This window comes from Aquimarina acroporae (genome assembly GCF_023195925.1).
Taxonomy (GTDB): domain Bacteria; phylum Bacteroidota; class Bacteroidia; order Flavobacteriales; family Flavobacteriaceae; genus Aquimarina; species Aquimarina acroporae.
This window is the reverse complement of the sequence record NZ_JALPRE010000006.1, coordinates 586,839-613,372: the sequence shown is the minus strand read 5'-3', so window position 1 is coordinate 613,372 and position 26,534 is coordinate 586,839. Positions and strand designations below refer to the sequence as shown.

General features: G+C 34.3%; 16 protein-coding genes. 12 read left to right on the top strand and 4 right to left on the bottom strand.

Annotated features, from left to right (window positions below; all coding sequences use genetic code 11):
- Positions 1 to 165 precede the first annotated feature (165 nt).
- The 3 genes from M0D21_RS11190 to M0D21_RS11180 are packed head-to-tail and all read left to right on the top strand — an operon-like array spanning position 166 to position 4,142.
- Entirely contained in the window at positions 166 to 2,370 is a 2,205-nt protein-coding gene (locus M0D21_RS11190; RefSeq protein ID WP_248329453.1) for a RelA/SpoT family protein, read from the top strand.
- Between the two features lie 30 nt (positions 2,371 to 2,400).
- A complete protein-coding gene (locus M0D21_RS11185; protein WP_248329451.1) occupies positions 2,401 to 2,871 on the top strand; it encodes a Fur family transcriptional regulator in 471 nt (156 codons plus the stop codon).
- Positions 2,871 to 4,142 carry an adenylosuccinate synthase gene (locus tag M0D21_RS11180; protein ID WP_248329449.1) on the top strand — a complete coding sequence of 424 codons (1,272 nt, stop codon included), beginning with the start codon at positions 2,871 to 2,873 and terminating at the stop codon, positions 4,140 to 4,142. Before M0D21_RS11185 ends, M0D21_RS11180 begins: the two co-directional genes overlap by 1 nt.
- 74 nt (positions 4,143 to 4,216) lie before the next feature.
- Here M0D21_RS11180 and M0D21_RS11175 read toward each other — a convergent pair whose 3' ends face one another.
- Positions 4,217 to 5,401, bottom strand: a complete 1,185-nt coding sequence (locus tag M0D21_RS11175; protein ID WP_248329447.1) for a TolB family protein — start codon at positions 5,399 to 5,401, stop codon at positions 4,217 to 4,219.
- Between the two features lie 459 nt (positions 5,402 to 5,860).
- Between M0D21_RS11175 and M0D21_RS11170 the strand changes: the two genes are divergently transcribed.
- The 9 genes from M0D21_RS11170 to M0D21_RS11130 all read left to right on the top strand — a co-directional run bounded on the left by M0D21_RS11170 (position 5,861) and on the right by M0D21_RS11130 (position 19,987).
- Positions 5,861 to 7,741: an OstA-like protein gene (locus tag M0D21_RS11170; RefSeq protein ID WP_248329445.1), complete on the top strand. Its 1,881-nt coding sequence runs from the start codon at positions 5,861 to 5,863 to the stop codon at positions 7,739 to 7,741.
- A gap of 48 nt (positions 7,742 to 7,789) precedes the next feature.
- Positions 7,790 to 8,971, top strand: a complete 1,182-nt coding sequence (locus M0D21_RS11165; protein ID WP_248329443.1) for an aspartate aminotransferase family protein — start codon at positions 7,790 to 7,792, stop codon at positions 8,969 to 8,971.
- Between the two features lie 337 nt (positions 8,972 to 9,308).
- A complete protein-coding gene (locus M0D21_RS11160) occupies positions 9,309 to 10,697 on the top strand; it encodes a tetratricopeptide repeat protein (protein WP_248329441.1) in 1,389 nt (462 codons plus the stop codon).
- 86 nt (positions 10,698 to 10,783) lie between these two features.
- Positions 10,784 to 11,749: a DUF368 domain-containing protein gene (locus tag M0D21_RS11155; RefSeq protein ID WP_248329439.1), complete on the top strand. Its 966-nt coding sequence runs from the start codon at positions 10,784 to 10,786 to the stop codon at positions 11,747 to 11,749.
- A gap of 3 nt (positions 11,750 to 11,752) precedes the next feature.
- Complete coding sequence (locus M0D21_RS11150; RefSeq protein ID WP_248329437.1) at positions 11,753 to 12,778, top strand: DUF368 domain-containing protein; 1,026 nt, start codon at positions 11,753 to 11,755, stop codon at positions 12,776 to 12,778.
- Positions 12,775 to 13,503 carry a shikimate dehydrogenase family protein gene (locus tag M0D21_RS11145; protein WP_248329435.1) on the top strand — a complete coding sequence of 243 codons (729 nt, stop codon included), beginning with the start codon at positions 12,775 to 12,777 and terminating at the stop codon, positions 13,501 to 13,503. The genes M0D21_RS11150 and M0D21_RS11145 overlap by 4 nt, the downstream gene beginning before the upstream one ends.
- A 141-nt stretch (positions 13,504 to 13,644) precedes the next feature.
- Positions 13,645 to 15,669 (top strand): DUF349 domain-containing protein, encoded by a 2,025-nt coding sequence (locus M0D21_RS11140; protein ID WP_248329433.1) that lies wholly within the window; start codon positions 13,645 to 13,647, stop codon positions 15,667 to 15,669.
- A 3-nt stretch (positions 15,670 to 15,672) separates the two neighbouring features.
- Positions 15,673 to 16,299 (top strand): class I SAM-dependent methyltransferase, encoded by a 627-nt coding sequence (locus M0D21_RS11135; protein ID WP_248329431.1) that lies wholly within the window; start codon positions 15,673 to 15,675, stop codon positions 16,297 to 16,299.
- Between the two features lie 241 nt (positions 16,300 to 16,540).
- Positions 16,541 to 19,987 (top strand): starch-binding protein, encoded by a 3,447-nt coding sequence (locus tag M0D21_RS11130; RefSeq protein WP_248329429.1) that lies wholly within the window; start codon positions 16,541 to 16,543, stop codon positions 19,985 to 19,987.
- A 153-nt stretch (positions 19,988 to 20,140) separates the two neighbouring features.
- On the opposite strand, the gene M0D21_RS11125 is transcribed toward M0D21_RS11130, so the two are convergent.
- The 3 genes from M0D21_RS11125 to M0D21_RS11115 all read right to left on the bottom strand — a co-directional run bounded on the left by M0D21_RS11125 (position 20,141) and on the right by M0D21_RS11115 (position 26,292).
- On the bottom strand, positions 20,141 to 21,529 hold the full coding sequence (locus M0D21_RS11125; protein WP_248329427.1) for a RagB/SusD family nutrient uptake outer membrane protein: 1,389 nt from the start codon (positions 21,527 to 21,529) through the stop codon (positions 20,141 to 20,143).
- Positions 21,530 to 21,540: 11 nt separating this feature from the next.
- Complete coding sequence (locus tag M0D21_RS11120; RefSeq protein ID WP_248329425.1) at positions 21,541 to 24,549, bottom strand: SusC/RagA family TonB-linked outer membrane protein; 3,009 nt, start codon at positions 24,547 to 24,549, stop codon at positions 21,541 to 21,543.
- A 252-nt stretch (positions 24,550 to 24,801) separates the two neighbouring features.
- Entirely contained in the window at positions 24,802 to 26,292 is a 1,491-nt protein-coding gene (locus M0D21_RS11115) for a helix-turn-helix domain-containing protein (RefSeq protein ID WP_248329423.1), read from the bottom strand.
- Positions 26,293 to 26,534: the final 242 nt, after the last annotated feature.

Here is a 26,534-nt window from a genome sequence, read left to right as displayed (position 1 = left end):
GTGCTTGGTGTTTACAATTCTTAATTGTACATTTAATTATTATATGACAAAATTTTATGACCAATTGTCCCTAAAAATATGAGGCATAATTTTTGTCATTATTTTATTACTTAGGGACAGAGCACACAAGACATTAAATAGGGCTTTCTAAGAAAACTTTTAGTTATGACCGAAGCTGCTATAGAAGAAGAAAACAAACAAATTGCAAAGCAATACAAGGAGCTATTGCGTATTAGCTATCGAGATCTTTCTAAAGAAGATAAAAAGTTAATACGACAAGCTTTCGATGTTGCTGTAGACGCACACAAAGATCAGCGTCGTAAAAGTGGTGAAGCTTATATTTTTCACCCAATTGCTGTTGCCAAAATTGTTGCTAGCGAAATTGGGTTGGATGCCACTTCTATAGCGGCAGCATTACTTCATGATGTTGTAGAGGACACAGAATATACTTTGGTAGATATTGAACAAATGTTTGGTGACACTGTCGCCAGAATTGTCGATGGGTTAACCAAAATTTCATCCCTAAAGAAAGATAAGGATATATCGCTGCAAGCAGAAAATTTTAGAAAAATGCTACTCACTCTTAATGATGATGTAAGGGTGATTATTATTAAGATTGCAGATCGATTACACAATATGCAAACAATGGATGCTATGCGTCCAGACAAACAAGTTAAAATAGCCTCTGAAACTCTATATATATACGCTCCTCTAGCACATCGAATTGGGTTGTACAATATTAAAACAGAACTCGAAGACCTTGGACTTAAATATACCGAACCCGAAGTATACAAGGATATTTTTGAAAAAATTAAGGAAAGTAAGGAAGAGCAAGATGCATATATCAAAAGATTTTCAGATAAAATTCGAGAAGGTTTAGATAGAGAACGGTTGAATTATGAAATAAAAGGAAGACCAAAATCTATTTTCTCTATACGTCGTAAAATGGTAAAACAAAATGTATCATTTGACGAGGTATACGATAAATTCGCCATAAGGATCATTTACAAATCTGATCTTGAAAATGAGAAATTCATTGCCTGGAAAATTTACTCTGTAGTAACAGATTATTATAGACCCAATCCAATTAGACTAAGAGATTGGATTAATCATCCTAAAACAACTGGTTACGAGGCCCTACATATTACGGTAATTGGTCCCGACAGTAGATGGGTAGAGGTTCAAATACGTAGTGAACGTATGCACGAAATAGCCGAAAAAGGGTATGCCGCTCATTATAAATATAAGAATACCGAAGAAAATCAAGATCAGGGTCTAGAAGGATGGTTAAATCGATTACAAGAAGCTCTAGAAAATTCTGAGACAAATGCTGTAGACTTTGTAGAAGAATTCAAACTAAATCTATACGCAAAAGAAATATTTGTTTTCACACCTGAAGGAGATTTAAAATCGCTTCCAAAAGGTGCTACTGCACTCGATTTTGGTTTTAGTATTCATACCGAAGTTGGTTTAAGAACGCGAGGTGCCAGAGTGAACGGAAAACTTGTTCCCTTAAGCCATGAGCTTAAAAGTGGAGATCAAGTCGAAATTATTACTTCAACAAAATCAAAGCCCTCTTCAAACTGGTTAGATTATGCAACTACTGCTAGAGCTCGATCAAAAATTAAATCAGCTCTACGTGATGAAAGAAAACAAATCGCAGAAGAAGGTAAAGTTATTCTAAAACGTAAACTTCGCTCACAAAAAATTACTATGAGTGAAAAAGTGGTGAATGAACTTGTTTTGTATTTCAAACTCAAAACCAGTTTGGATCTTTTTTACAGAGTTGGTATTGGTACCATTGATAATCAAAAGATCAAAGAGTTTGCCACCACCAAGAGCAATGTCTTTATGAATTTCATAAAAAATAGAATTCGTAGAGGTAATGTAAAAGATGTAAATAAAGAGGAAATTACATCTAAATATGACTTAATTGTTTTTGGTAAAGATTCTGAAAAACTCGAATATAAATTATCTAATTGTTGTAATCCTATTCCCGGAGATGATGTTTTTGGTTTTATCACGGTTAATGAAGGAATAAAAGTTCATAAAAACAACTGTCCTAATGCATTACAACTTCAAAGTAATTATGCTTATCGCATCATGCCTGCAAAATGGATAGATTCTTCCCAAGAAGAATTTAAGGCGGTCATTAAACTTAATGGTATTGATAATATTGGTGTAGTTAACGAAGTGACACAAATCATATCGAATAACATGCATCTTGCCATTTACAATATGAATTTTGATACCAACGACGGCGTATTTACCGGTAAAATAACGGTTGGAGTTAAAAACAAAAACACCCTCAAAACCGTTATGAAAAATCTCGCAAAAATAAGTGGTATAGATAAAGTAGTTAGAGAATAAAAAATAATGTAACTTTGCGTTTTTAGACGTATGAGTACTAGAGCAACTACACAAAGTGACCAAAACATCGTTAAGAACGTGTTTACCAGCTTCTTAGAAGAAAACGGGCATAGAAAAACACCTGAACGCTATGCAATACTTCAAGAAATTTATGAAAGTGACGAACATTTTGATATTGAATCTTTATATATCAAAATGAAAAACAAGAATTATAGAGTGAGTCGTGCGACACTTTATAATACTATTGAACTTCTATTAGAGTGTAAATTGGTGCGAAAACACCAATTTGGTCAAAACCAAGCACAATATGAAAAGTCATATTTCGACAGACAACATGATCACCTTATTTTAACAGATTCTGGAGATGTATTGGAGTTTTGTGATCCTAGAATTCAATCAATAAAAAAAACAATAGAAGAAATTTTTGATGTAGATATTACAAACCATTCATTGTATTTCTACGGGACAAAAAAGAAACCAACTAATCAAGACAATAACTAATGGCAGTTAACTTATTGCTCGGTCTTCAATGGGGAGACGAAGGAAAAGGAAAAATAGTAGACGTTCTTACAAAAGATTATGATATTATAGCACGATTTCAAGGAGGTCCAAACGCTGGACACACCTTAGAATTTGACGGAATCAAACATGTTCTACACACAATACCTAGTGGTATCTTTCATGATAAAGCAATTAATTTGGTGGGGAATGGAGTTGTTATCGATCCTGTAATTTTTAAAAAAGAGCTAGACAACCTCAACAAATTTGATCTAGATTACAGATCAAAATTACTTATTTCGAGAAAAGCACACTTAATTTTACCAACGCATAGAATCCTCGATGCTGCCTCTGAAGCGGCTAAAGGAAAAGCAAAAATTGGTTCTACACTTAAGGGAATTGGACCAACCTATATGGATAAAACCGGCCGAAATGGTATTCGCGTTGGTGATCTAGAACTTGAAGACTGGAAAGAAAGATATCGTAACCTGGCGAATAAGCACGAAGCTATGATAGATTTCTACGATGCTAAAATTGAATACGATCTAAAAGAACTAGAAAGTGAGTTTTTTGAAGCCGTTGAAACATTAAAAACGCTGACTTTTATTGATAGTGAAGAATATTTACATCAGGCACAAAAAGAAGGTAAAACTATTCTAGCAGAAGGAGCACAAGGCTCTCTTTTAGATATAGACTTTGGAACTTACCCTTTTGTAACATCTTCTAATACTACCGCAGCAGGAGCATGTACAGGACTGGGTATTGCACCAAATAAAATAAAAGATGTTTTCGGAATTTTTAAGGCTTATACAACTCGTGTAGGTAGCGGGCCATTCCCAACAGAACTGTTCGATGAGGATGGAGAAACCATGGGAAGAGTTGGTCATGAATTTGGTGCCACTACTGGAAGACCAAGACGATGCGGCTGGCTTGATCTTGTTGCTCTTAAATATGCAGTGCATGTTAATGGTGTAACTAAATTAATGATGATGAAAGGTGATGTCTTAAGCGGATTTAAAACACTTAAAGTATGTACCGCATATAAATATAAAGGAGAAACAATCAACCATTTGCCTTATAATATAGAACCAGAAAACGTAACACCTATCTATACAGAAATGAAAGGGTGGTCAGAAGACTTAACACAAATGACCGAAGCTTCACAGTTACCGAAGGAATTAAACGAATATATCGCTTTCCTAGAAAAAGAACTGGAAACACCAATCACCATTGTTTCAGTTGGACCCGATAGAAAACAAACTATTCATAGATAATATTAATTATCGATATAATTAAAAAAAGCTATTGCGTTAAAAACACAATAGCTTTTTTTATGACTTAAACTTTTTTACCAAGAGGTTATCTCTTCATCATTAGGTTTCAAATTCATAATTCTTTCCATTTTTTTCAGAGTCTTAGGCTTGGGAAGAGATGTTTCATTAAATGGAACCAATTGCTTAAACCCATATATATCGTCTCCACCTTTACCTCCTAAACGATTACTAGAAAAATAACCCAATTTATGTTGTTCATTCACCACGAAGGTAAAATCATCTTTATCACTATTAATTGGTTTTCCAAGATTGTAAACCTGCACACCTTTATTTTTAGTATACTGCATCATAAATATATCGAGACCTCCATACCCCAAATGACCATCACTCGTAAAAAACAAATTTCCTTTATCACTTACATAAGGAAAAGTTTCTCTTCCAGGGGTATTAATTTGCTCTCCGAGGTTTAGCGGAATTCCAAAATCACCATCTTCCTTTATTTCAACAACATATAAGTCAGATTTACCAACACTCCCAGGCATATCACTGGCAAAATATAAATATTTTCCATCTGGAGAAAGCGCTGGATGTGCATTAGAATATTCATCACTATTAAAAGGCAACTCTTCTACATTATCCCATTTATCATTAACAAAATGTGCTCTATATATTTTCAACAACACTGTTCCATTTTCACTTGATGCCGATTTTTTATTCGAGTAATTATTTCTTGTGAAATAAACCGTTTTTCCATCTTTACTAAATGATGGGGAAGATTCATGAAACTTTGTGTTTACATCACCTTTTAGTTTTTTTATTTTATCCTTAGTAGATTTTTTTTCGGTTATATAAAGATCTAAAAAAGGTTGATTACTCTGTTTATCTATGGCTTTTGACATACTTCTCATATTTCGTGAAGAAGCAAAGACCAATTCTCCATTGTAATAACATGGAGCATAGTCTGAATATTCAGAATTTATTTTTAAAACATGTAAATTAAATCTTTGGGATTTTTTTTCTTCTACTGTTAGTGTTTGTAGCAACACATTATGAGAGTCTAATAATTTTCCAGACCCTTCTTCCTTATCTAACATATCATTATTATCTCCCCCTATAACAGAACGATAAAACGCCATATCTTCGTCTTGCACAAGATCGACAAAACTAGCATTTACTATTTCTAATTCATCCCCCTGAGAAAGCACAGTACCCCAAAACAGAAAGAAAAACAGCCCCCATAAGCTTTTCCTTAAAACCATGTATTACTTTTTTAGTTGATCTGTGTAGTGATCTAGTTCCAAACTTAGCGACACCACAACATCTCTAATCACATAATCAATTATTATTGAAAAGAGTTAATGGTCTGTTCTGATAAAGATTTGGAAGATGCTATCCCCATAGCATCAATCACTTTTGTTTGTTTTCCAATTGCAATTTACTGATGCTTAAACACATAAAGTGTTAAAAAACTCGAAAATTTCATTTTATTTATTCAAAATCAGTTATTAAACCCTTTTTCTTATAGGCATATCCCCTTTCTTTATGGGATAACTATTTCTTGTGTTTGGTCGCAATAACTTTTTAAACTTTCAAAATATTTTATGTAAGAAGATGATAATTAGCCTTTCATCTGCAACAAAACACATGATGATAAGTATTTACTATTTGTACAATCATTAGACACAATTTTCGTTATTTTGCATACAAATTTGAGATACTTGAAAAACACGTTTTTTTATATTGTTTTTGGTTTACTTTTCTGTTTTACTACTACTGCACAAGAAGGAAAACAAATTAAAGTACAGTCTGATCGAACTATAAAAGATCAGACCAGATTCCCTGGAGCGACAATTCTTGCTAAAGTTGACAAACAAGTATATATGCAGCATGAAGGAATAGAGATATGGTGCGATCAGGCGATTCACTACAGCGAGGATAAATTTGTGAAAGCTCTGGGAAATGTGAAGATGAAACAAGGAGATACCATAACTATGACCAGTAAGTATGCTGAGTATAATGGTGATACCAAATTTGCTTACGCTAGCGATGATGTGTTTATGGAAACACCAGACAATACGCTACGAACAGATACCTTATTTTTTGATCGTTTACGACAACAAGCCTATTACCGAAACGGCGGAACGCTAAGAGATTCTACCAATACATTGACTAGTAAGATTGGTAGATACTTTATGGAACGTAAACAATACTCATTTAATACCGATGTAAAAATCGTAAATCCAGAAAATACGGTTGATTCAGACAGACTTGATTACTATACCGAGAATGGACATGCTTATCTATATGGTCCTTCTACAGTGAAAGGAAAAGAAAGTACTCTCTATTGTGAAAGAGGATTTTATGACACCAAAGTGAAAACCGGATATGCGATCAAAAATGCGCGAATAGACTACGATAAACGTACCGTTTTTGGGGATAGTATATTCTATAATAGTGCAATACAATTTGCTTCTGCTACTAACAATATTAAGGTGCTAGATACCGCTAATAATTCTGTTATCACTGGGCATTATGCCGAAGTATTTAAAGATAAAGATTCCGTATTTATAACCAAAAGAGCCCTGGCCGCTACATTACAGGAAAAAGATTCCATTTTTATTCATAGTGACACCCTAATGATTACCGGAAAACCTGAACGTAGAATCATGAATGGATTTTATGATGTAAGGATTTACAAAAGTAACATGAGCGGAAAAAGTGACTCTATAAATGTAGATCAAACTACCGGATACACAAAAATGATAGGCAAACCTATCATCTGGTCACAAAAAAATCAAATGACAGGAGACACCATAAAAATCATTTCTAATACCGAAACCGAAAAACTAGATTCTCTAGTTGTATACCAAAATGCTTTTTTGGCACAAGAAGACACGTTAAAAGCAGGTTTTAACCAGATTAAAGGACAAATCTTATATGGTTTATTTGAAGATAATGAAATTTATCAGGTAGATATTGATAAAAATACCGAGACTATATTTTATCAAAGAGAAAGTGAAGGAGATTTAAAGTTAATTGGTATCAACAAGGTATTATCAAGTTCTATTCGATTATTAATGGCCGATAGAGAAATTGAAGACGTATATTACTATCAAAATGTAGATGGTACTTTATATCGTGAAATCGATTTACCTCAAAATGCCAGAGAACTATCGGGATTCCATTGGAGGGGAGATGAAAAGATTAATAGCAAAATGGATCTGTTTAGAGGAGAATCTCCCCCTAAATTAACCAAAATACAAGGGATTCCTTTGCCCAAAGACGAAGCCGATTTCTTTGATGAGGAAACCATTAAAAGATTAGAAGAAAGTAAATCTGAAGGCTCTCGTTTATTAGAACAGGAATTAAAAGATGCTGAATTAAAAGAGACTAATGAAGAATTAGACTCTATACCTATTCCAAAAAAGAAAATTCAAACCAATCTAAAGGAAGAGACTAAAAGCGCTCAAAAAAAGTCTTCATACATAGATATGGACCTTAAACGTACCGCTCGCCAAAGGGATAGTATTACCGTAACTACTCTAAAGCAACAAAAACTATCAAAAGACGAAACCAGTAAAAGTATATCAGAGAATTAATCAATTCTATAGAACATTATCATAACTTAAAAATGCTACTATCCAAATTTGGAAAAAGATTTTTATACATATCAAGCACAGACCACCCCTCACCCTTTGGCGATGGAAATATCTCATGCAGAAGGAAGTTATATATATGACAATCAAGGCAACAAGCATCTAGATTTTGTAGCAGGAGTTTCTGCTTGTAGTTTAGGACACAGACATCCAAAAGTTGTACAAGCTATCAAAAAACAACTTGATAAGTATTTGCATGTCATGGTTTATGGAGAGTATATTCAAGAACCAGCGGTACAACTTACAAAACTGCTCGCTCATCATTTACCAGCTCCTTTAGAAAAAACATATCTTACAAATTCTGGAACAGAAGCAATTGAAGGCGCATTAAAGTTGGCAAGAAGAGTTACAGGTCGCAGCCAAATAGTAGCAGCAAAACTTGCATACCATGGCAATACCATGGGTTCTATGAGTGTCATGGGGTATGAAGAACGTAAACAAGCCTTCAGACCATTAATTCCAGATGTTAGTTTTATAAATTTTAATAAAGAAAAAGAACTCAACCAAATAACTGAAAAAACCGCAGGAGTAATTTTAGAAACAATACAAGGTGGTGCTGGTTTTATTCTCCCAGAAAACAACTATCTCAAAAAAGTACGAGACCGATGCAACGAAGTAGGCACTGTATTAATTCTAGATGAGATTCAACCTGGTTTTGGAAGAACCGGTACTTTGTTTGGCTTCCAAAACTATGATATTGTTCCAGATATTGTAGTCATGGGAAAAGGTATGGGAGGAGGCCTTCCTATAGGAGCATTCACCGCCTCAACAAAAATGATGGACTCCTTACAGGATAACCCTAAATTGGGTCATATTACCACCTTTGGAGGCAATCCAGTAATTGCTGCTGCTGCTTTGGCAACATTACAAGAAATTACCAAAAGTGACGTAATGGCAGAAAGCTTACAAAAAGAACAATTAATACGATCGCTACTGGCACATCCTTTAATTAAAGAAATTAGAGGAATAGGTCTGATGTTGGCAATAATTACAACTACTCCCGAAATAGCTAATCATATTGTACTAGAATGTAAAGAAAAAGGACTTATCTTGTTTTGGCTACTTTTTGAGCCAAGAGCAGTGCGCATTACCCCTCCTCTCACGATATCTATGAGTGAAATAAAAGAAGGGTGTGCTATCATTCTTAATGTTTTAGATACTCTCATGAAGTAACAAAACATACCATATTTTAGGAATTCTCTTAAAAAAATAGTATCTTAAAATACTCTTCTACAAAATATTACAATTCATCTGTTTTTAAGGTTTACTGTGATGCTCTGACAAACTAACTACATTTTCACTATGGTATACATTTTGTTAATTAGTTTGTTAAAAACAATTGTTTTTTGAAGTTCAAACATTCAATTTCATTTGTAATTTTAATACTGAGGAAATCAATAATGCGAAAATAAATGAAGAAGAAGAATGTAATTATTCTTTCTTGTTGGGGAAAACAAAAAGAGGGTTATTGTACTTTTCATAATTTATTGAGCATCTTTAATCAACGTGTATGAAATTTAACCACGAAGAAGAACAAAATTTCTCAATTACTCGATATGAGTCTATGCTGAGATCTAATGATGTTAAATTTTTTGATTCTGATGAATTTGAATCTATCATTCATCATTATCTTGAAAATGGAAAGATCGCTAAGGCAAAAAAGGCCATTTCTCTAGGGCTTTCTCAACATCCTTCCTCTGTCAATCTTAAACTTCTGCATGTAGAAGTATTGGTTTTTGAAGACCGATTAGATAAAGCAGATCACTTATTAGCTCAGCTTCATGCTCTGGAGCCAGAAAATGAAGAAATTTATATTCAAAAGGCTAATATCCTTTCTAAACAAAATAACCACCTTAAAGCTATAAAACTTCTTACTACAGCTTTGGGATATACCGATGATCCAGCAGATGTTTACTCCCTTATTGGAATGGAATATTTGTTTATGGATGATTTTGAAAACGCCAAAGTAAATTTCATGAGGTGTCTAGAGGCAGATGACGAAGATTATTCTGCACTATACAATGTTATTTATTGCTTTGATTTTCTAGAACAACATGAAGAAGCAATAGAATATCTTAATCTATTCCTTAACAAAAACCCGTATTGTGAAGTAGCTTGGCATCAGGTAGGAAAACAATATTTTGATCTTAAAGAATATGAAAAAGCACTAGCTGCATTTGATTTTGCCATTATAAGTGATGAATATTTTATTGGTGCCTATCTTGAAAAAGGAAAAGTACTGGAGAAACTAAAGCGGTACAATGAAGCTATAGAAAATTATAGGATTACACTTGAGTTGGATGACCCTACTTCTTTTGCTTTGCTAAGAATTGGAAAATGCTTTGAAAAATTAGGTAACGATGATCTTGCTATTCAACATTATTCCAAAACGGTACATGAAGATCCGTTACTAGATAAAGGGTGGATCGCCATTACAGATTTCTATATGCGCAACAGCAATTACCAAAAAGCATTGTACTACATCAACAAAGCGATCAATATTGATGGTGAAAATGTGTTGTACTGGAAGAGATACGCAAAAATAAATAATAAGCTTGCCTTTTTTGAAGAAGCAGAACGAGGTTATAGAAAAGCTCTGGAATTAGGTAATTATGAATTAGAGACCTGGTTAAACAGATCGGATATCTTACGATTCTTGGGAGAATCCAAAGCTGCTATTCAAAGTTTACACCAAGCCATAGAGTTCTATCCTGAAAATGCCGAGGTTCGTTACCGTCTTGCAGGTCTTTATTATGAAAATCAAAACTTTGAAAAAGGGGAATATCATATTAGAAAGGCGTTGGATCTAGACTACGAATATCATATTGTGCTTGAAGAACTTTTCGAAAAGGTTTTTAACTTAACCATGGTGAAAAACATAATTCTGGAGTATAAATAATACAAAAAGACGCTTTATTTTCTTCTTTAATTCACCCTAAAAATGCATACATTTGTTTTTGTACATAAACAGCAAAAACAATAGGAATGGGAAGAAGTCTTAAAGACTACCTAATTATTTCAACAAAGGGACTTGCTATGGGTGCTGCAGATGTGGTACCGGGAGTATCAGGTGGTACTATAGCATTTATTTCAGGAATTTACGAAGAACTTATTGCAACGATAAATGGATTGAACTTCTCTTTTTTCTCAATTTGGAAAAAGGAAGGTTTTTTAAATGCCTGGAAAAGCTATAACCTATCATTTTTGATGTCGTTATTCGCTGGAATCGCTATCAGTATTTTATCATTATCTAAAGTACTGAAATGGTTACTACATCATGAACCTTTATTACTTTGGGCATTTTTCTTTGGTTTGGTTTTAGCCAGTATACTCTATATCGGAAAGCAGATAACTTCATGGAAACCAAAAGTTTGGATAGGTATTGTTGTTGCAGCTATTATTTCATATTTTATAACTATTACAGAGCCTCTTGCTTCTCCAGAAAGTAATTGGTATCTTGTTTTTTGTGGTTTTGTGGCTATTATAGCTATGATACTCCCTGGAGTTTCAGGAGCTTTTATACTGCTTATATTAGGAGCCTATCAAACCTTCATTGATATTCTAAATAAGCTCAGAGAAGGGTTATTGAATTTAGACTTTGATATCCTGTATGAAGTAATTATCAAATTAATTCTAATCGCAATCGGGGCTATAACCGGTCTAAAATTATTTTCTAAAGCTTTAAACTGGATGTTTGAGAATCATAAAAACACTACTCTTGCTATCCTAACCGGTTTTATGATTGGCTCACTCAATAAATTATGGCCCTGGAAAAAAGTATTGTCGTGGAGGACTAATTCTGAAGGACTTCAAGTGCCCTTTATTGAAAAAAGTATTTTGCCTTCTCAATTTGAAGGAGATCCTAATATCTTAATGGTTCTTCTTTTTATTACTATTGGATTTTTATTAATTCTTATCTTAGAACGCCTAGCAACACAAAAAGCAAATTAATTGATGCAACAAAGTACTCGAACGTTTACCGATAGAATGTTTCTTGTCATTAAAGGACTGGCTATGGGTGCAGCGAATAAAGTACCAGGGGTATCAGGTGGTGTTGTTGCCTTTGTAGCAGGTTTTTACGAAGAGTTTATTTACTCTCTACAAAAGGTAAATTTAAAGGCTTTCAAACTTTTTATAAATTTTCGATTTAGTAGTTTCTGGAGATACATCAATGGTAGGTTCTTAGGGTTACTTATTTTAGGAATGCTCATTAGCTATTTTAGCGTTTCCAAAATTCTAGACTACCTAATCATACACTACGAATTATATGTATGGGCATGTTTCTTTGGTATGATTGTGGGTTCTATCTATTATATCGTAAAAGACTTTGATGATTGGAGCCGAAGAAATATCATCTTCATTACTTTGGGAACTATTGCAGGAATAAGTATTAGTCTATTAGATCCTGCTCGAGAAAATGACAATTTAATTTTTGTGTTTTTTTGTGGGATTGTAGGAGTATCAGGTATGACTTTACCTGGCTTATCTGGTTCTTTTATACTAATTCTTCTTGGTAATTATGTATTATTATTGGTCGATTCGGTAAATGCCCTTTATGATACTATTGCAGATATTATACAATGGGATTTCTCTTTCATGGACAATCCCAAGAGAATACGATTATTAAAAGTTCTAGTGGTTTTTAGTATAGGTTCCCTAACTGGTTTGGTAACATTATCACATTTTCTTGGATACGTTTTAAAACGATATAAGACAGCAACTTTTGCGTCGATCATAGGATTCATTACTGGATCATTAGGAGTTGTATGGCCTTGGAAACATAAGATTTATAAGGTTGATGCTATCGGAAATACTTTAATGGATGCTGCAGGAAATCCTATCTTAGATAATTATGATCGCTATATACCAGATACTACTCTTATTGAAACCTATATTGGTGTTTTCTTCATACTTATAGGTATTGGTATCGTTTTATGGTTAGAGTGGTATGGCAAAAAGACATTAAAAGTTTCAAAATGAAAAAAATATACGGCCTTTTAGGGAGAGACATAGGATATTCATTTTCAAGAGGGTATTTTTCTGAAAAATTTAAAAACGAAGACCTAGATTGTTTCTATGATAATTTTGATATTAAACACATCGATAGTTTTACATCAATTATTGAAACTCCACAAATTGCTGGTTTAAATGTCACTATTCCCTATAAAGAAGAAGTCATTTCTTATTTAGACGACTTAAATCCAATCGCAAAAGAAATTGGAGCTGTAAATGTGATTAAATTTGAAAACGGTCGTTTAATTGGTTACAATAGTGACTATTATGGGTTTACAGAATCTCTTAAACCTTTGCTTTCGCCATTAATAAAAAAGGCGTTGATCTTGGGTACGGGAGGTGCCTCAAAAGCTATTGGGTATTCTTTGCAACAACTTGGGATCTCTTATACTTTTATATCTAGAAATCCTGATTTTAATGAATTGAGTTATGGGGACCTAGACGAAGATATTATTAGATCTTACAAACTTATCATTAATTGTACACCTCTAGGTACTCACCCCAATGTCGATAATTACCCAGATATTCCTTATGAATATATCACAGAAAATCATGTGCTTTACGATTTAATCTATAATCCTGAAGAAACTGTATTTCTAAAAAAAGGAAGGGAAAAAGGAGCGAGCATAGCAAATGGTTCACAAATGTTAATTCTACAGGCTGAAAAGGCTTGGGAGATTTGGAACAGCTAGTAAAAAATACCTTTACAGCCAAAGTAACTCTAGATTTTCCTATTTGACAAAATCCTAAAACCCTTGAATCCCTTTGAGGTTTTCTAATATGTTAGTATCTTAGTGATAGCATAAGCTCAGACAAACAAAAACGTTCGCACAATGTCAACACAGGATAACCTGCCAAAAGCAGATGGAGATCAGGAAAATAAAGTAGAGATTTTAGATACAAAATCTGAAGATTCTACAGTAGAAAAACAGGAAACTACTACAGAACCTACACCAGAACATGTGGTAGAAGATACTCCGGAAGAGGTAACCAATGAAACGGAAACCACAGATCAAAATCCCATTACAGCTGAAGATACTTCAGAAGAAGAAACTGTAGATGAAAATGATCAGGTCCAAAATCAAATGGACGAAGCTGTTGCAGAACATAGTGAAGACGAAACTACCATCGAACGCCATGATATCGAGAAAAAAGATTATCATGCTATGACCAAAGAGGAGCTTATAAAAGAATTACGTTATTTGGTTAAAAGTAAAAAAGTACAAGCAATCAAAGAGCATGTCGAAGAGATAAAAACTGAGTTTAATGAAAAGTTCAATGAAGAAGTTGAGCAAAAGAAAGAAGAGTTTCTAGCAGACGGAGGAGATATTATAGATTTCTACTACTCTACTCCCGTAAAGAAGGAATTTAATTCGGTTTATTTTGATTATAAAGAAAAGCGTAATGCTTATTATCAAAATTTAAAAAAGGATCTACAAGAAAATCTAAACCGAAGACTTGAATTGATAGAAGAATTGAAAGGGTTGCTTAATGTAGATGAAAATATCAATTCGACTTATAATCATTTCAAAAGCATACAGGAAAGATGGCGTAATGCTGGCCCCATCCCAAGAGACAAATACAATACAGTTTGGAACACGTACCATCATCATACCGAGAATTTCTACGATTTTTTACATTTAAACAGAGAATTCAGAGATCTTGATTTCAAGCATAATCTTGAACAAAAGCTAAAGATTATTGAAAGAGCAACTGAGTTAGCACAAGAAACTGATGTAAATCGTGCTTTTAGAGAATTGCAACTGTTGCATAAAATGTGGAAAGAAGATTTAGGTCCTGTCGCAAAAGAATATAGAGAACCTATCTGGGAGAAATTTAGTACACTCACAAGGCAAATTCACGAAAATCGTCAAAAGCACTTCAAAGAACTTGATAAAGTTTACGAAGTCAACCTTGAAAATAAACGCCAGATTATTGAAAAAATAATCGAAGTGGGATCTAATCACCCAAGTAACCATAGCGGTTGGCAACAAAAAATCAAAGAAATAGAAGCTTTGAGAGAAGAATTTTTTAAGGCCGGTAAAGTTCCTTCTAATGTAAATGAACAAACTTGGAGTGAATTCAAAGAAGCTGTGCGAGATTTTAACAGGAGCAAAAACGCATTCTATAAAAATCTCAAGAAAGAGCAGTTTGAGAATTTGAACAAAAAAATGGAGCTTATCAAAATAGCAGAAGATAATAAAGACAATGAAGACTTGTCTACAACTACTCCATTGATGAAAAAAATACAGTCTGATTGGAAAAAAATCGGACATGTACCCAGAAAAGATAGTGATCGCATTTGGAAAAGATTTAAAGATGCCTGTAATTTTTATTTCGATAGATTACACGCCGAAAGAAATGAGGCCAATAAAGAAGAAGTATTATCTTTAGAAAAGAAACAGGCACATATTGAGGCTCTACAAACTCTAGCTCTTTCTGGAGACCCTGAAGCAGATTTAAATACGATTAAAGAAAATATCGCAGTTTGGAAAACGCTAGGAAGGGTTCCTTATCGCAAAAAAAATATCGAATCTGAGTACAATAAATTATTAGATGGTCTTTTTCAACAACTTAATCTTAGCCGAAAAGAGACAGAGTTAATTAAATATGAAAATAAACTCAGTTCTTTATCTAACCAAAGTGACGATAGAGCGTTAAAAAGTGAGCAAAGTTTTATTCGTAAGAAAATCGAAGACGTGCATGGAGAAATTCGACAACTAGAAAACAATCTTCAATTTTTCAAAAACGCTAAAGATGATAACCCTTTGGTTATAGAAGTACAAAAGAATATTGAAAAACATAGAGAAACCCTAGAAGTTTGGAAAGCTAAGCTTAAAAAAATTAGGCAACTCTAATCTATGCAATGCACACTTTGTGAATCAAAAACTGTAGAATTTTCTGAAATAAATAACAAGAAGTATTTTAGGTGTGTTACTTGTGATGGAATTTTGTTAGATCGTAAACACTTTCTATCTCCCGAAGATGAAAAAAGGAGATATTTATTACACCAAAACGATGTTAATGACCCAGGGTATCAGGAGTTTGTTCTACCTCTAGTTCAATCGATAATTGAAAATTTTGACAGTACTAGTGAAGGATTAGATTTTGGTTCAGGAAGCGGCCCGGTTATTACTACAATGCTAAGAGAAAAAGAATACACGATCTCTACTTATGATCCTTTTTTTGATCTCCAACCCAAAGTTCTTGAAAGAAAGTATGATTATATAATTTGTTGCGAAGTAATAGAACATTTCTACAATCCCAAAAAGGAATTTGATTTATTGTACAACTTATTAAAACCTGGTGGCTCTTTATATTGCAAAACCAAAATATATTATTCTTCTATTAACTTCGGGAAATGGTGGTATAAAAATGACCCTACCCACGTGTTTTTTTATTCAGAAGATACCATGAATTGGATTGCTAAGAATTATTCTTATCAATCCTTAGAGATTCATCAAAACATTAGTATTTTCAAAAAATAAGATAATTTATAGAATACTTTTTATAAGTCAACTCATCTTTTACCCTCTATTTTATACTTGTAGAAAATCGCATCACACAAGTGACTTATCAACACGAAATCGATTTCGTTACTACTCTAAATAATTCACTTACAATTATTTAATCAAATTAGCATATCTTCATATTAGATATCAAATAATTATATGATCCCTATTTATATAGTTATTTTTTTCACAAATCATTAACACAAGCACAACACTAATGAAAAAATTATTACTCAAGTCAATAGCAGTAATCTGCTATTGCATTGCATCATTTGCTCCGTCCTTTCTTCAAGGTCAAACAGATTTCAGAGAAGAAACCATTTACTTTTTAATGACAACCCGTTTCTTCGATGGTGACCAAAGTAACAATGCTCCAACAGAATGGTCCTCTTATAACCCGGACCCTACAATTAACCCTTCAATTACAGATCCTAACGATGTTACTTGGCGAGGTGATTTTAAGGGATTAATTCAAAAACTTGATTACATTAAAGATCTCGGATTTACGGCTATTTGGATTACACCAATTGTGCATAATCGAAGTCCTTTGGATTACCATGGGTATCATGCTTGGGACTTTACCAAAGTCGACCCCAGGCTCGAATCTCCTGGTGCCACTTTTCAAGACCTTATCAATGAAATTCATGCAAGAGATATGAAAATTGTCCTTGATATCGTAACTAATCATGCTGGTAGATTTGGAATCAAAGATGTTGCCGAAATAAAATACAATACAGACCCTACAGCTCCTTGGTATGCCGATGATAATCCCATTTGGGAGTATGATGGCTTAACTCCTAATCCAGAAGATGGTTTAATTTGGAGTAGAGCAAACCTTGCCCAAATGCCTCCTCCTTATAATCAAAACTTAGCTGCATTCAATTTTCCCAGTAAAGAAAATTATGTAGACACTTCAGATCCAGATTGGTATCATCATTCAGGAAATGGTTTTGCACAAGGTTTTGACGATATTGAAAATTTACAAAACAGGGCACTTGCAGGAGATACCCCAGATTTAAACACAGGAAGTCAGGTAGTACGAGATTACCTCGTAGAAGCTTATACTACATATATTAATATGGGCGTAGACGCTTTTAGGTGGGATACCGTAAAACATATGAGTAAAGAAGATATTCTATATTTCTACGATGCATTTAAGGCGGTAAATCCGGACCTATTTATATTTGGAGAAGTTGCCCAAAAAAGACATGAATTGCATCCGGTAGATGAAATTAATCCTCACTACTACACTTGGCGAGGAGCTGTAAACAACTCTGCTCCTATAGATCTTGCTGTTCTTGATTTTTTTGCTGAGGCTACCTTTCATGGAACCTTCGAAGAAGGGCAATCCTTCCCTACGGTTAAGGCTGCCGCACGGTATGATCATTTATACAGTGACCCCTCGACTCTTGTAACATGGTTAGATAATCATGATTTTGGTCCTAACAACGACTGGAACAGAAGATATGGAGGAAGTGACGAAAACTTGGCTGCATGTATGAATTTTATGTTTACCTGGAGAGGTATCCCCTCTGTTTATTATGGTACAGAGATGCGGTTTAAAGCCGGAGAATTTGCCGATATACATGATGCCTCGGGTATCGAACGTTCTATAAACGAAACGGGTAGAGCATATTATGGAGATGTTATTGATCAGGCATCTAGCCATAGTATGTACCAACATATTAAAAAGTTGAATGCTATTAGAAAAGCAGTTCCTGCCTTGCAAAAAGGAAGCTGGAACTGGAAAGACGCCCCCGGTAATGCAGTAGCCTACAGAAGGGTGTATCAAAATAGTGAAGTTGCTGTTGGACTTGCAAAAGATGGTGGGGCTTCTTTTTCTATCTCAGGAATGACCAATGGAGTTTACAGAGATGCAGTTACCGGTAGAGAAATTGTAGTTTCAAACGGAGTCTTAAATTTCAGTGTCACCTCTGGCTCTGCAGGAATATACGTACTTAACGGCCCTGGACTCATAGGAAGTTGTGGTGGTGGTTTTTTTGAAAACTGCGTTAACGGACCTTCTAAACCCGTTGCAGTAATTAATCCGGCAAATACTACTTCTGAAGACCCTATACAAATTACCATGGAAGGAATAGGAGGATCTGGGGGGTCATATGATATATTTTATACTACAAATGGAAATATTCCCAATACTTCAAGCAATAGATATACAGGAGCTTTCACCATAACGGAATCTACCACGATCAAAGTAATCGTTTATGATAATAGTGGCACTCCATCAGATGTTGTTACTCAGAACTATCGTATTGGCCCTATAGAAGGGTTGAAATTATATTTTAAAAAGCCATCGAATTGGTCACAAGTAAATGTACACTATTGGAATGAAACTCCAGATATTCTACCCAACAGCAACTGGCCTGGCCCATTAATGAATCAGATGGGCAATGCTGACTGGTATGAGTATATTTTTGAAGGGGTAACAACTATCAATCTCCTATTTAGTGATAATGGAGCCAACAAAACTCCAGACTTATCTCGAGATAGAGATGGGTGGTATGAGGATGGTACATGGTACGATAATCAACCAGGAGTTACTGTTAATACTCCCCCAACCTTATCTATATCTCCTAATGGAGGAACTTTTTCTCTCGGAGAAACCATCTCGGTTACACTTACGGCCAGTGATAATGAACCGAACGGAATAAGTATTTATTACACCGATAATGGAGATGACCCCACAACCGCATCAAACTTGTACACAAATCCTATTAACTTAAACCAGACTACAATCATCAAAGCTATTGCCTATGACAACGAAGGTTTAACTTCTGGAATTGTAAGCAATACGTTTACATTTCAAGATTCCAACAGTTCTCAAACTATTTATTATAAAGGAAGTTTAAATGCTCCGGAAATATATTTCTGGAATACTAGTCCAGGTTCACAAACAACCAACTGGCCGGGAGAATCAATGGAAGATATTGGTAATGGATGGTTTAAGTATACACTAAATGGAGTTAACTGTTCAAGCATTATATTTAACGATAACGGTAGTAACCAAACCCCAGATTTAAATAGATGTAGCGATGGTTGGTATTATAACGGAATCTGGTACGATTCGAACCCAGAACAATCGCAAGATTTTACGGTATATTTTAAATCTGATTCTTTTAGTTCTCCTACTATTTATTTCTGGAATGCCATTCCTTCGGGATTAACCACAACTTGGCCTGGAGAAAATATGACCTTAGGAGCAGACGGATGGTATAGTTATACATTTAATAATACCAATTGCACAAACCTTATCTTTAGCAACAACGGAGCTTCACAAACTACAGATCTTAATCGTTGCTCAGATGGATGGTACTATAACGGGCAGTGGTCCGACACAAGACCTGCAACAGCTCGTTTTAATGACGAAACTAATATTTTCGGTCATACATCTGACATCGTAATTTCACCTAATCCTATTACTAAAAATTCGGTTCTATCACTAAATACCTATAACGATAAGAATGTTGTTTCTGTGGAAATAACTAATCTCTATGGTGCTAGTGAAACTATATTTAGTGAAGTTATACCCAAAGGTAAACATACTCTAAATCTTTACGACAAACTGAGTACAAAATCTACTGGCATTTATTTCTTTAGAATTACCATAAATGGAGATACTCAAATACAAAAAATCTTAAAACAGTAACCTTTTATATAGCCCCCTTTATATATTCCCAGTTCCCCATCTATATACTTTTGTATAGATGGGGAACTCATTATAAAAATGGGCCACCCTATATGGGCAGCCCAGGTGCTATTTAATCTTAGCAGAACTAAATAACCTCAACAAAACAGTATCTTAATATCCCGGATTTTGTGGCAAGCCATCTGGGTTCACATCCCTCTCTCTTTGCGGAATAGGCATTACTAAAAAATTATCATCATAATTTAAAGTACCTACCATACCTTGTAAACGTTTTATATCATGTAAAGCAAACCCTTCAAAAGCAAGTTCCCGTTTTCGTTCATCGATAATATCTTGTAATGTAATAGTTGTCAATGCTACAGCCTCAGACCTAGCTCTCAGAGCATTGATCTCATCTATTGGGGCAAGCCCTACAGAAGTCCCTAATCTAAAATTTGCCTCTGCCCGTATTAAGTGCATTTCTGCAATTCTTAGAAAAGGAATATTTGCAAATTGAGATTGCCACTTTGTTGTTGCCATTCCTCCAGAATTGTCATAAAAGAATTGACTTCTCACATCATTGGTATCATCAAAAATTGTAAAAAAAGAAGCGTTTATAGAGACATCAGGATTACCAGAACGTCCTCCAAAACCTTGTCCCGCCCAAAATGTATTCATTTCATTCGTCCCTTCTAGGCCTCCAGGTGTTTCTGAGGGATCCTGACTAGTAATTTGCCAGGCAAAAATATCTTCTACAGAATCTTGATCATTATTAAAGGCTGCTTCGTATGTAGGTGCTAATGTATGACCGCTATTTTGTAACACATCGTCGGCAGCATCTCTTGCTGCTTGATAATTCCCTTGTTGAAGATATATTCGGGCCAAAAGCGCTTGAGCCGAAAATCTATCGGCAAAAACATCATTGGTAGTAGGTAATAGACTATAAGCATCCATCAAATCAGAAATGGCTCGTTCATATACCTGTTCTACAGTATTTCTGGATGGAAAAGTAATATCACTGGGATCTATGACCGCTTCAAGAACGATGGGAACCCCTAATTGAGTATTTCCTCCTCCAACCTCGTAGGTTTGCCCAAATAATCTGGCTAAATCAAAATATATGAGCCCTCGAAGAAATTTCGCTTCCCCTTCTACTCTATTGCGATCTGTTTCATTTTCAAAGACATCTAGATTGGCTAATACAATGTTTGCCTGATTATTTACTTCATAACCGTTCAACCAATAATCTCTAACAAATGTATTGTCTGGAACCAACTGTTTTTCGACAAGTTGCGCAGGTTGTTCAAAAGTACCATTCCAGGAAAGATCTCCGCTATTGGCTAAAAGTTCTGAGGCCAAATTTATTCTTCCGCCATAAGATAAGGTTTGCCCAGCTTCATCATAAACTCCAGTTAATATATTTTGAACATTTGCGGGATTAGAAGTAGCTATTTCGGGTAATAAACTCTGCTCTGGTTCCAGCTCCAAATTATCTTCGCAGCTAAAAACTAAAATAAGCAGTATTACAAAAAATTGTGATTTGATATATCTTAATGTTTTCATAGTCGTACTGTTTAAAAATCAATATTTATTCCTACCGTGTAGGTTTTGGCTGGAGGTGCAGAATAAAAGGTCTCACCAACTTGTATGTTAGAATCTCCATTAAAATCGGCAGTAGATTCAGGATCATACCCATCATAATCGGTAAATGTTAACAGATTAAATCCCGTAAAATAAATTCTAACCCTATCCATTTGGAATTTCCGAGTAATATCACCGGGGATTGTATATCCCAGTGTCAAATTTCTTAATCTGATAAAATCTGAATCCTGTAAATATCGTGTAGATGCTTGCTGACCATTGGTAGTAAACAATCTGGCCTGTGGTACATTTGTAACATCACCAGGCTGTTGCCATCTATCTAACTGATCTACAGTTTGATTATCGAAAAACCTGGCATTTCCAGATTGAAACCTTCCTCCGTTATTATAAATAGAAGCTCCCCATTCTCCCTGAAAAGTAAAAGAAAAATCTACTCCCCTGAAGGAAATATTATTGGTAAGTCCAGCAATAAAATCGGGATATGGGCTTCCTGCTATAATTCGATCGGCTTCGTTAAAATTATTTGTAGTGGTTCTATTAATACTCCCGTCGGGATTGACAGTATTACGTATAAAAAGAGCATCTCCGTTTGCAGGATCTGCCCCAGCAAATTCAACCAAATAAAAAGAAGAAACTGTCTCTCCTTCTCTCACAATATTTCTACCAACGATAATATCACCGCCCGGTAGATTGGTTACCTCATTGTCTATTGTTGAAAAATTCAAAGAAGTTCCCCAAGTAAAGTCATTGCTAACAATATTTTTGGTATTAATTACAAACTCAAATCCTCTATTCTTCATTTCTCCTACGTTACGGGTAATATTCGGAAAACCTGAAGTTCCCGGAACCGGTTCATTCAACAATAAGTCCTCGGTATCTTTCACATAATAATCTATCTCTCCTGAAATCCTATTATTCAAAAAACCAAAATCCAGCCCCACATCAACCTGTGTTGTTCTTTCCCATTTTAAACCGGGATTTCCCAGTTGAGTAGCAGCCAAACCAGCTCTTTGATTATAAGGGGCACCTTGAAACAGACTTAAACTTGCAAAATTTCCGATTCCCGCATTACCAGTAATTCCCCAACTTCCTCGTATCTTGAGTAAGGACAACACATTTGAATTTTGCAGGAATTTCTCTTCAGAAATTATCCAGCCAACAGAAGCCGCTGGAAACCATCCAAAACGATTATCCTCGCCAAATCTGGATGAACCATCGTACCTAAGACTCCCATTAAAAAGGTATTTATTGGCTATTGTTAATGAAGCTCTCCCAAAATAGGATAAAAAGTTAAATCTCGTCCTACTAGATCCTCCTGCAGTAATTTCTGCAGCACTATTGAGCGTTTGCAAATCATCTGAAGGAAATCCTTGTCCCTGAATAAATTGTAACCTCCTAGTGCTATCTTCAAAACTCATCCCTAGGGTTCCTTCAAAATCGAAAATATCGTTAAAAAGCTTATTATAAGTAAAGTAATTATTCAGATTATACTTTTCTGTTTGTACAGCATTTGCGGTTCCAAAACCACCTACAGATGCAGACTCTGTTAGACTTCCAGAAAAGCGTTCAGCTACCTGAGATAAAAAATCGTACCCTAATTCTGTTCGAAAATTTAATTCGGGTAAGATTTGATATTGCATGTAGGTGTTTGCCAGAACCCTCCAAATATTTGTTCTAAAATTGCCATTAAATTCCTCTGTTAAGAAATTATAGTACTCGGTGGTATCGTTATTTGGAGTAAATCCATCTGCCTGATATGCTGGAGAAATAGGTACTTGTGCAATAGCTTGTAACGGCGTTGCAAATGCATTGTCATTTGAGATTCTATCAATAATCGATTTAGACACGGTTGCATTTGCTCCAACTCTAAATTTTTCAGAAATTTTATGATCCAAATTTGTTCTAAAAGAATAACGTTCCAATTCATTTCCTCTTACAATACCTTCTGTATTATTATAAGATGTAGAAATAAAATATTTGGTCTTCTCGCTCCCTCCAGATACTGAAACTCCTAGGTCTTGTACAGAACCATCTACCAAAGCCAATTCTTGCCAATCTGTATCTACCTGACCATTTCTCCAATCGAGGCCATTAGCATAAAAATCAAACTGACCTTCTATAAAACCTAAACTAAAGCCACTATTTAAAGCAGATTCTGTCAATAATTCTACATATTGATCTGCATTTAACCAATCTCTGGTATTGGTTGCTGTACTAACTCCATAAGAAGAGTTTATAGACACCTTAGTTTTACCTTGTTTACCTTGTTTTGTAGTTATAATAACAACTCCATTTGTTCCTCGAGCTCCATAAATAGCAGCTGATGAAGCATCTTTCAGTATATCTATAGACTCTATATCATTAGGGTTTAAAGCAATTAAAGGGTTAATTGGCGAATCATTTATAGATTCATCTGCATTGGTAATAGGAATACCATCTACCACATAAAGTGGTTCCTGAGAAGAAGATATTGTCGAAATTCCTCGAACTCTTACTTTAATTCCTCCTTCAACCTTACCGTTTAACTGTGTGACCTGCACCCCGGCAGCTTTACCTGTTAATGTACTCTGTAAACTGGGAGTAGGAATCTCATTAATCTCTTCAGAGGATATGGAAGCAATATTTGCGGTTATTTTTCTTCTTGATTGTGTCCCGAAACCAACTACCACTACCTCTTCTAATGTACTAATATCTGCCGCCAGAGTGATATTGATTTCATTTTGATCGGCTACTGCAATTTCGCTAGTGACAAAACCGACATAAGAAAAAGAAATTATCTCCCCATTTTGAGTTTCTATGGCATAATTACCATCAAAATCTGACTGCGTTCCTCTATTGGTGTCCTTTATAATAATATTCACCCCTGGCAATGGCAAACCATCTTCATCTGTTACCGTTCCAGTAACGGTTTTCATTTGTGCCAAAACTGTACTTGATATCAAGCAAAGCAGTATCAGCAATCTACTAGGATGTACTTTCATAAACAAAAATTTTAAAAATTATACTCCAATTATCATTTGAATCATGAAAGAAGGCAAGAGTATTATCGAAGGCTAACTCAATAATTACATCATCAAACCGTATACACTTTATGGTGATCTCTTGCCTGGTTCTTTCTAGATTGTATTATAAAGTACGTGCAGTAGGTACAATAGGAGGATAATCCTTATCATAGTTTACTTGTACCGAAGAATGCTTACCGGTTTACTATGGAAAAGAGTTTTATTTATAAATCACGTTAGGAAAGACTTTATATATTCTGAAGGTGTTATTTGATTATATTTTTTGAAAGATTTATTGAACGTTACTTTATTATTGAAACCAACCTCATAGGCAACATTAATTATCGTAAAGTTTTTATCTTTTTCTCTTCGTAATAATTCTTTGGCTTCATCAATGCGATACTTATTAATAAGCTCAAAAAAATTCAATCCAAAATGTTCATTAATAATTTGAGATGCATTATGCCTTGTTGTATCGAGCAATTCGGCTATATTTTGAAGTGTAATATCATTTTGCTTATAAATCTTTTCAGTATCTAGAAGGTATAGTAATTTTTCTTTTAATTCTAATGAAAGACTTTGCGTGAGTCCAGACTTTTTGTATTTGTCCAATTCATGTATAGATGTATCCGCTTCCATTTTTAATTTACCAAAAATGCTAGGTTGCACAAACGCAGTATAACTTACATACAGCACCAACAAAGCCATTGAGACTACTTGTAGATAAAATAAAAAACCATTATGCATATACTGTATAATTAAAATGGAATAAATAGCATATGAAATAATATAAACAGAACAAAAAATAACAATATTCCTTTGCCAAATAGAAACAATCCTAGGAAAGAATGTATTTCTTCTAACTGATGAAACATACATTTTAAATACCAACACACCGTAAACCAATAATGAAATAAGTTTAGAGATAGAAATTAGCGCCATATATGGTCGCTCTTTGTGAAGCATCATTCTTAACTTTTCTTCGGGAGACAAGGTATAAATCGGATACAATAACACTACCAACAAAACTGTAGGCACAAGATGTAAAAGATCAGAAAGCTTAAAAATATAGTTTGTAGTTACTCTTTTAAAATAAAAATATATAAGAGGGCCATATAAAAATGAAAAAGAAGTAGACATATATAACGTATGCGGCAGGTAATATTCATAATTCATAAAATACAACCCTAAATGGATAATAAAGAAAGAATGCAACAAAACAAATAAACTCATTAGTAAGTTGGCTATCTTATTTGATCTTTTTCCCAAATTAAGTACTAAGGCTATAAATCCTCCTATAAATCCAACGTAAAAACAAAATATGGACCATAAATCGACTTTACGCATGTATTTTTTTAGAAGCTTTTGGTAAGATTCTGAGTTACTGATTTGCTCAAAGTAACTATGCCCTATGAAGCTCAGATCTAAGCTAGACATGATATACTTTTCGATATATAAACTTGCTTGATCTGCATCATCAATTTCTGCGTAAGAAAATGCAAGTTCTCTAAATACATATACCGAATCTACAAGTTGATGCTCAAGGATTTTTTGGTAGGTATCAATGGCTTGTACAAATTTCTTGTCTTCATATTGCTTTTTGGCCGAAAACAATAGGTAATGAGAATTTATATCCTTATTTACAATACCTTCTATATCATTTTTTGAAAACAAACTAGAAGAGGTACATAAAATAAAGAGGGCCAATACGTAAATAGACAATTTTTTTTTTTGAGTTAGCCACATAATTATCTTCGAAATAATTATACTCTCTAATTTACGATTTGTTTTTCTTAAAACCTTAATACCGAAGGGTTTCCCGATAATATTTTACCTCTAAAATGAGGAATAACGGGCGATCAAGGCATTAAAATAAAATTAAAACATTACTTAAAAACCACAAAAAAACAGGAGAAAAACATCATTTTTGTTAATTTTTGGTGCTCAAAAATGCAAGGTTAAAT

Excerpts from the sequence above, each read along its gene's own strand:
- M0D21_RS11180 (WP_248329449.1), top strand. The coding sequence starts at position 2,871 with ATGGCAGTTAACTTATTGCTCGGTCTTCAATGGGGAGACGAAGGAAAA.
- M0D21_RS11185 (WP_248329451.1), top strand. The coding sequence starts at position 2,401 with ATGAGTACTAGAGCAACTACACAAAGTGACCAAAACATCGTTAAGAAC.
- M0D21_RS11140 (WP_248329433.1), top strand. The coding sequence starts at position 13,645 with ATGTCAACACAGGATAACCTGCCAAAAGCAGATGGAGATCAGGAAAAT.
- M0D21_RS11155 (WP_248329439.1), top strand. The coding sequence starts at position 10,784 with ATGGGAAGAAGTCTTAAAGACTACCTAATTATTTCAACAAAGGGACTT.
- M0D21_RS11135 (WP_248329431.1), top strand. The coding sequence starts at position 15,673 with ATGCAATGCACACTTTGTGAATCAAAAACTGTAGAATTTTCTGAAATA.
- M0D21_RS11125 (WP_248329427.1), bottom strand. The coding sequence starts at position 21,529 with ATGAAAACATTAAGATATATCAAATCACAATTTTTTGTAATACTGCTT.
- M0D21_RS11130 (WP_248329429.1), top strand. The coding sequence starts at position 16,541 with ATGAAAAAATTATTACTCAAGTCAATAGCAGTAATCTGCTATTGCATT.
- M0D21_RS11120 (WP_248329425.1), bottom strand. The coding sequence starts at position 24,549 with ATGAAAGTACATCCTAGTAGATTGCTGATACTGCTTTGCTTGATATCA.
- M0D21_RS11145 (WP_248329435.1), top strand. The coding sequence starts at position 12,775 with ATGAAAAAAATATACGGCCTTTTAGGGAGAGACATAGGATATTCATTT.
- M0D21_RS11190 (WP_248329453.1), top strand. The coding sequence starts at position 166 with ATGACCGAAGCTGCTATAGAAGAAGAAAACAAACAAATTGCAAAGCAA.
- M0D21_RS11175 (WP_248329447.1), bottom strand. The coding sequence starts at position 5,401 with ATGGTTTTAAGGAAAAGCTTATGGGGGCTGTTTTTCTTTCTGTTTTGG.
- M0D21_RS11160 (WP_248329441.1), top strand. The coding sequence starts at position 9,309 with ATGAAATTTAACCACGAAGAAGAACAAAATTTCTCAATTACTCGATAT.
- M0D21_RS11150 (WP_248329437.1), top strand. The coding sequence starts at position 11,753 with ATGCAACAAAGTACTCGAACGTTTACCGATAGAATGTTTCTTGTCATT.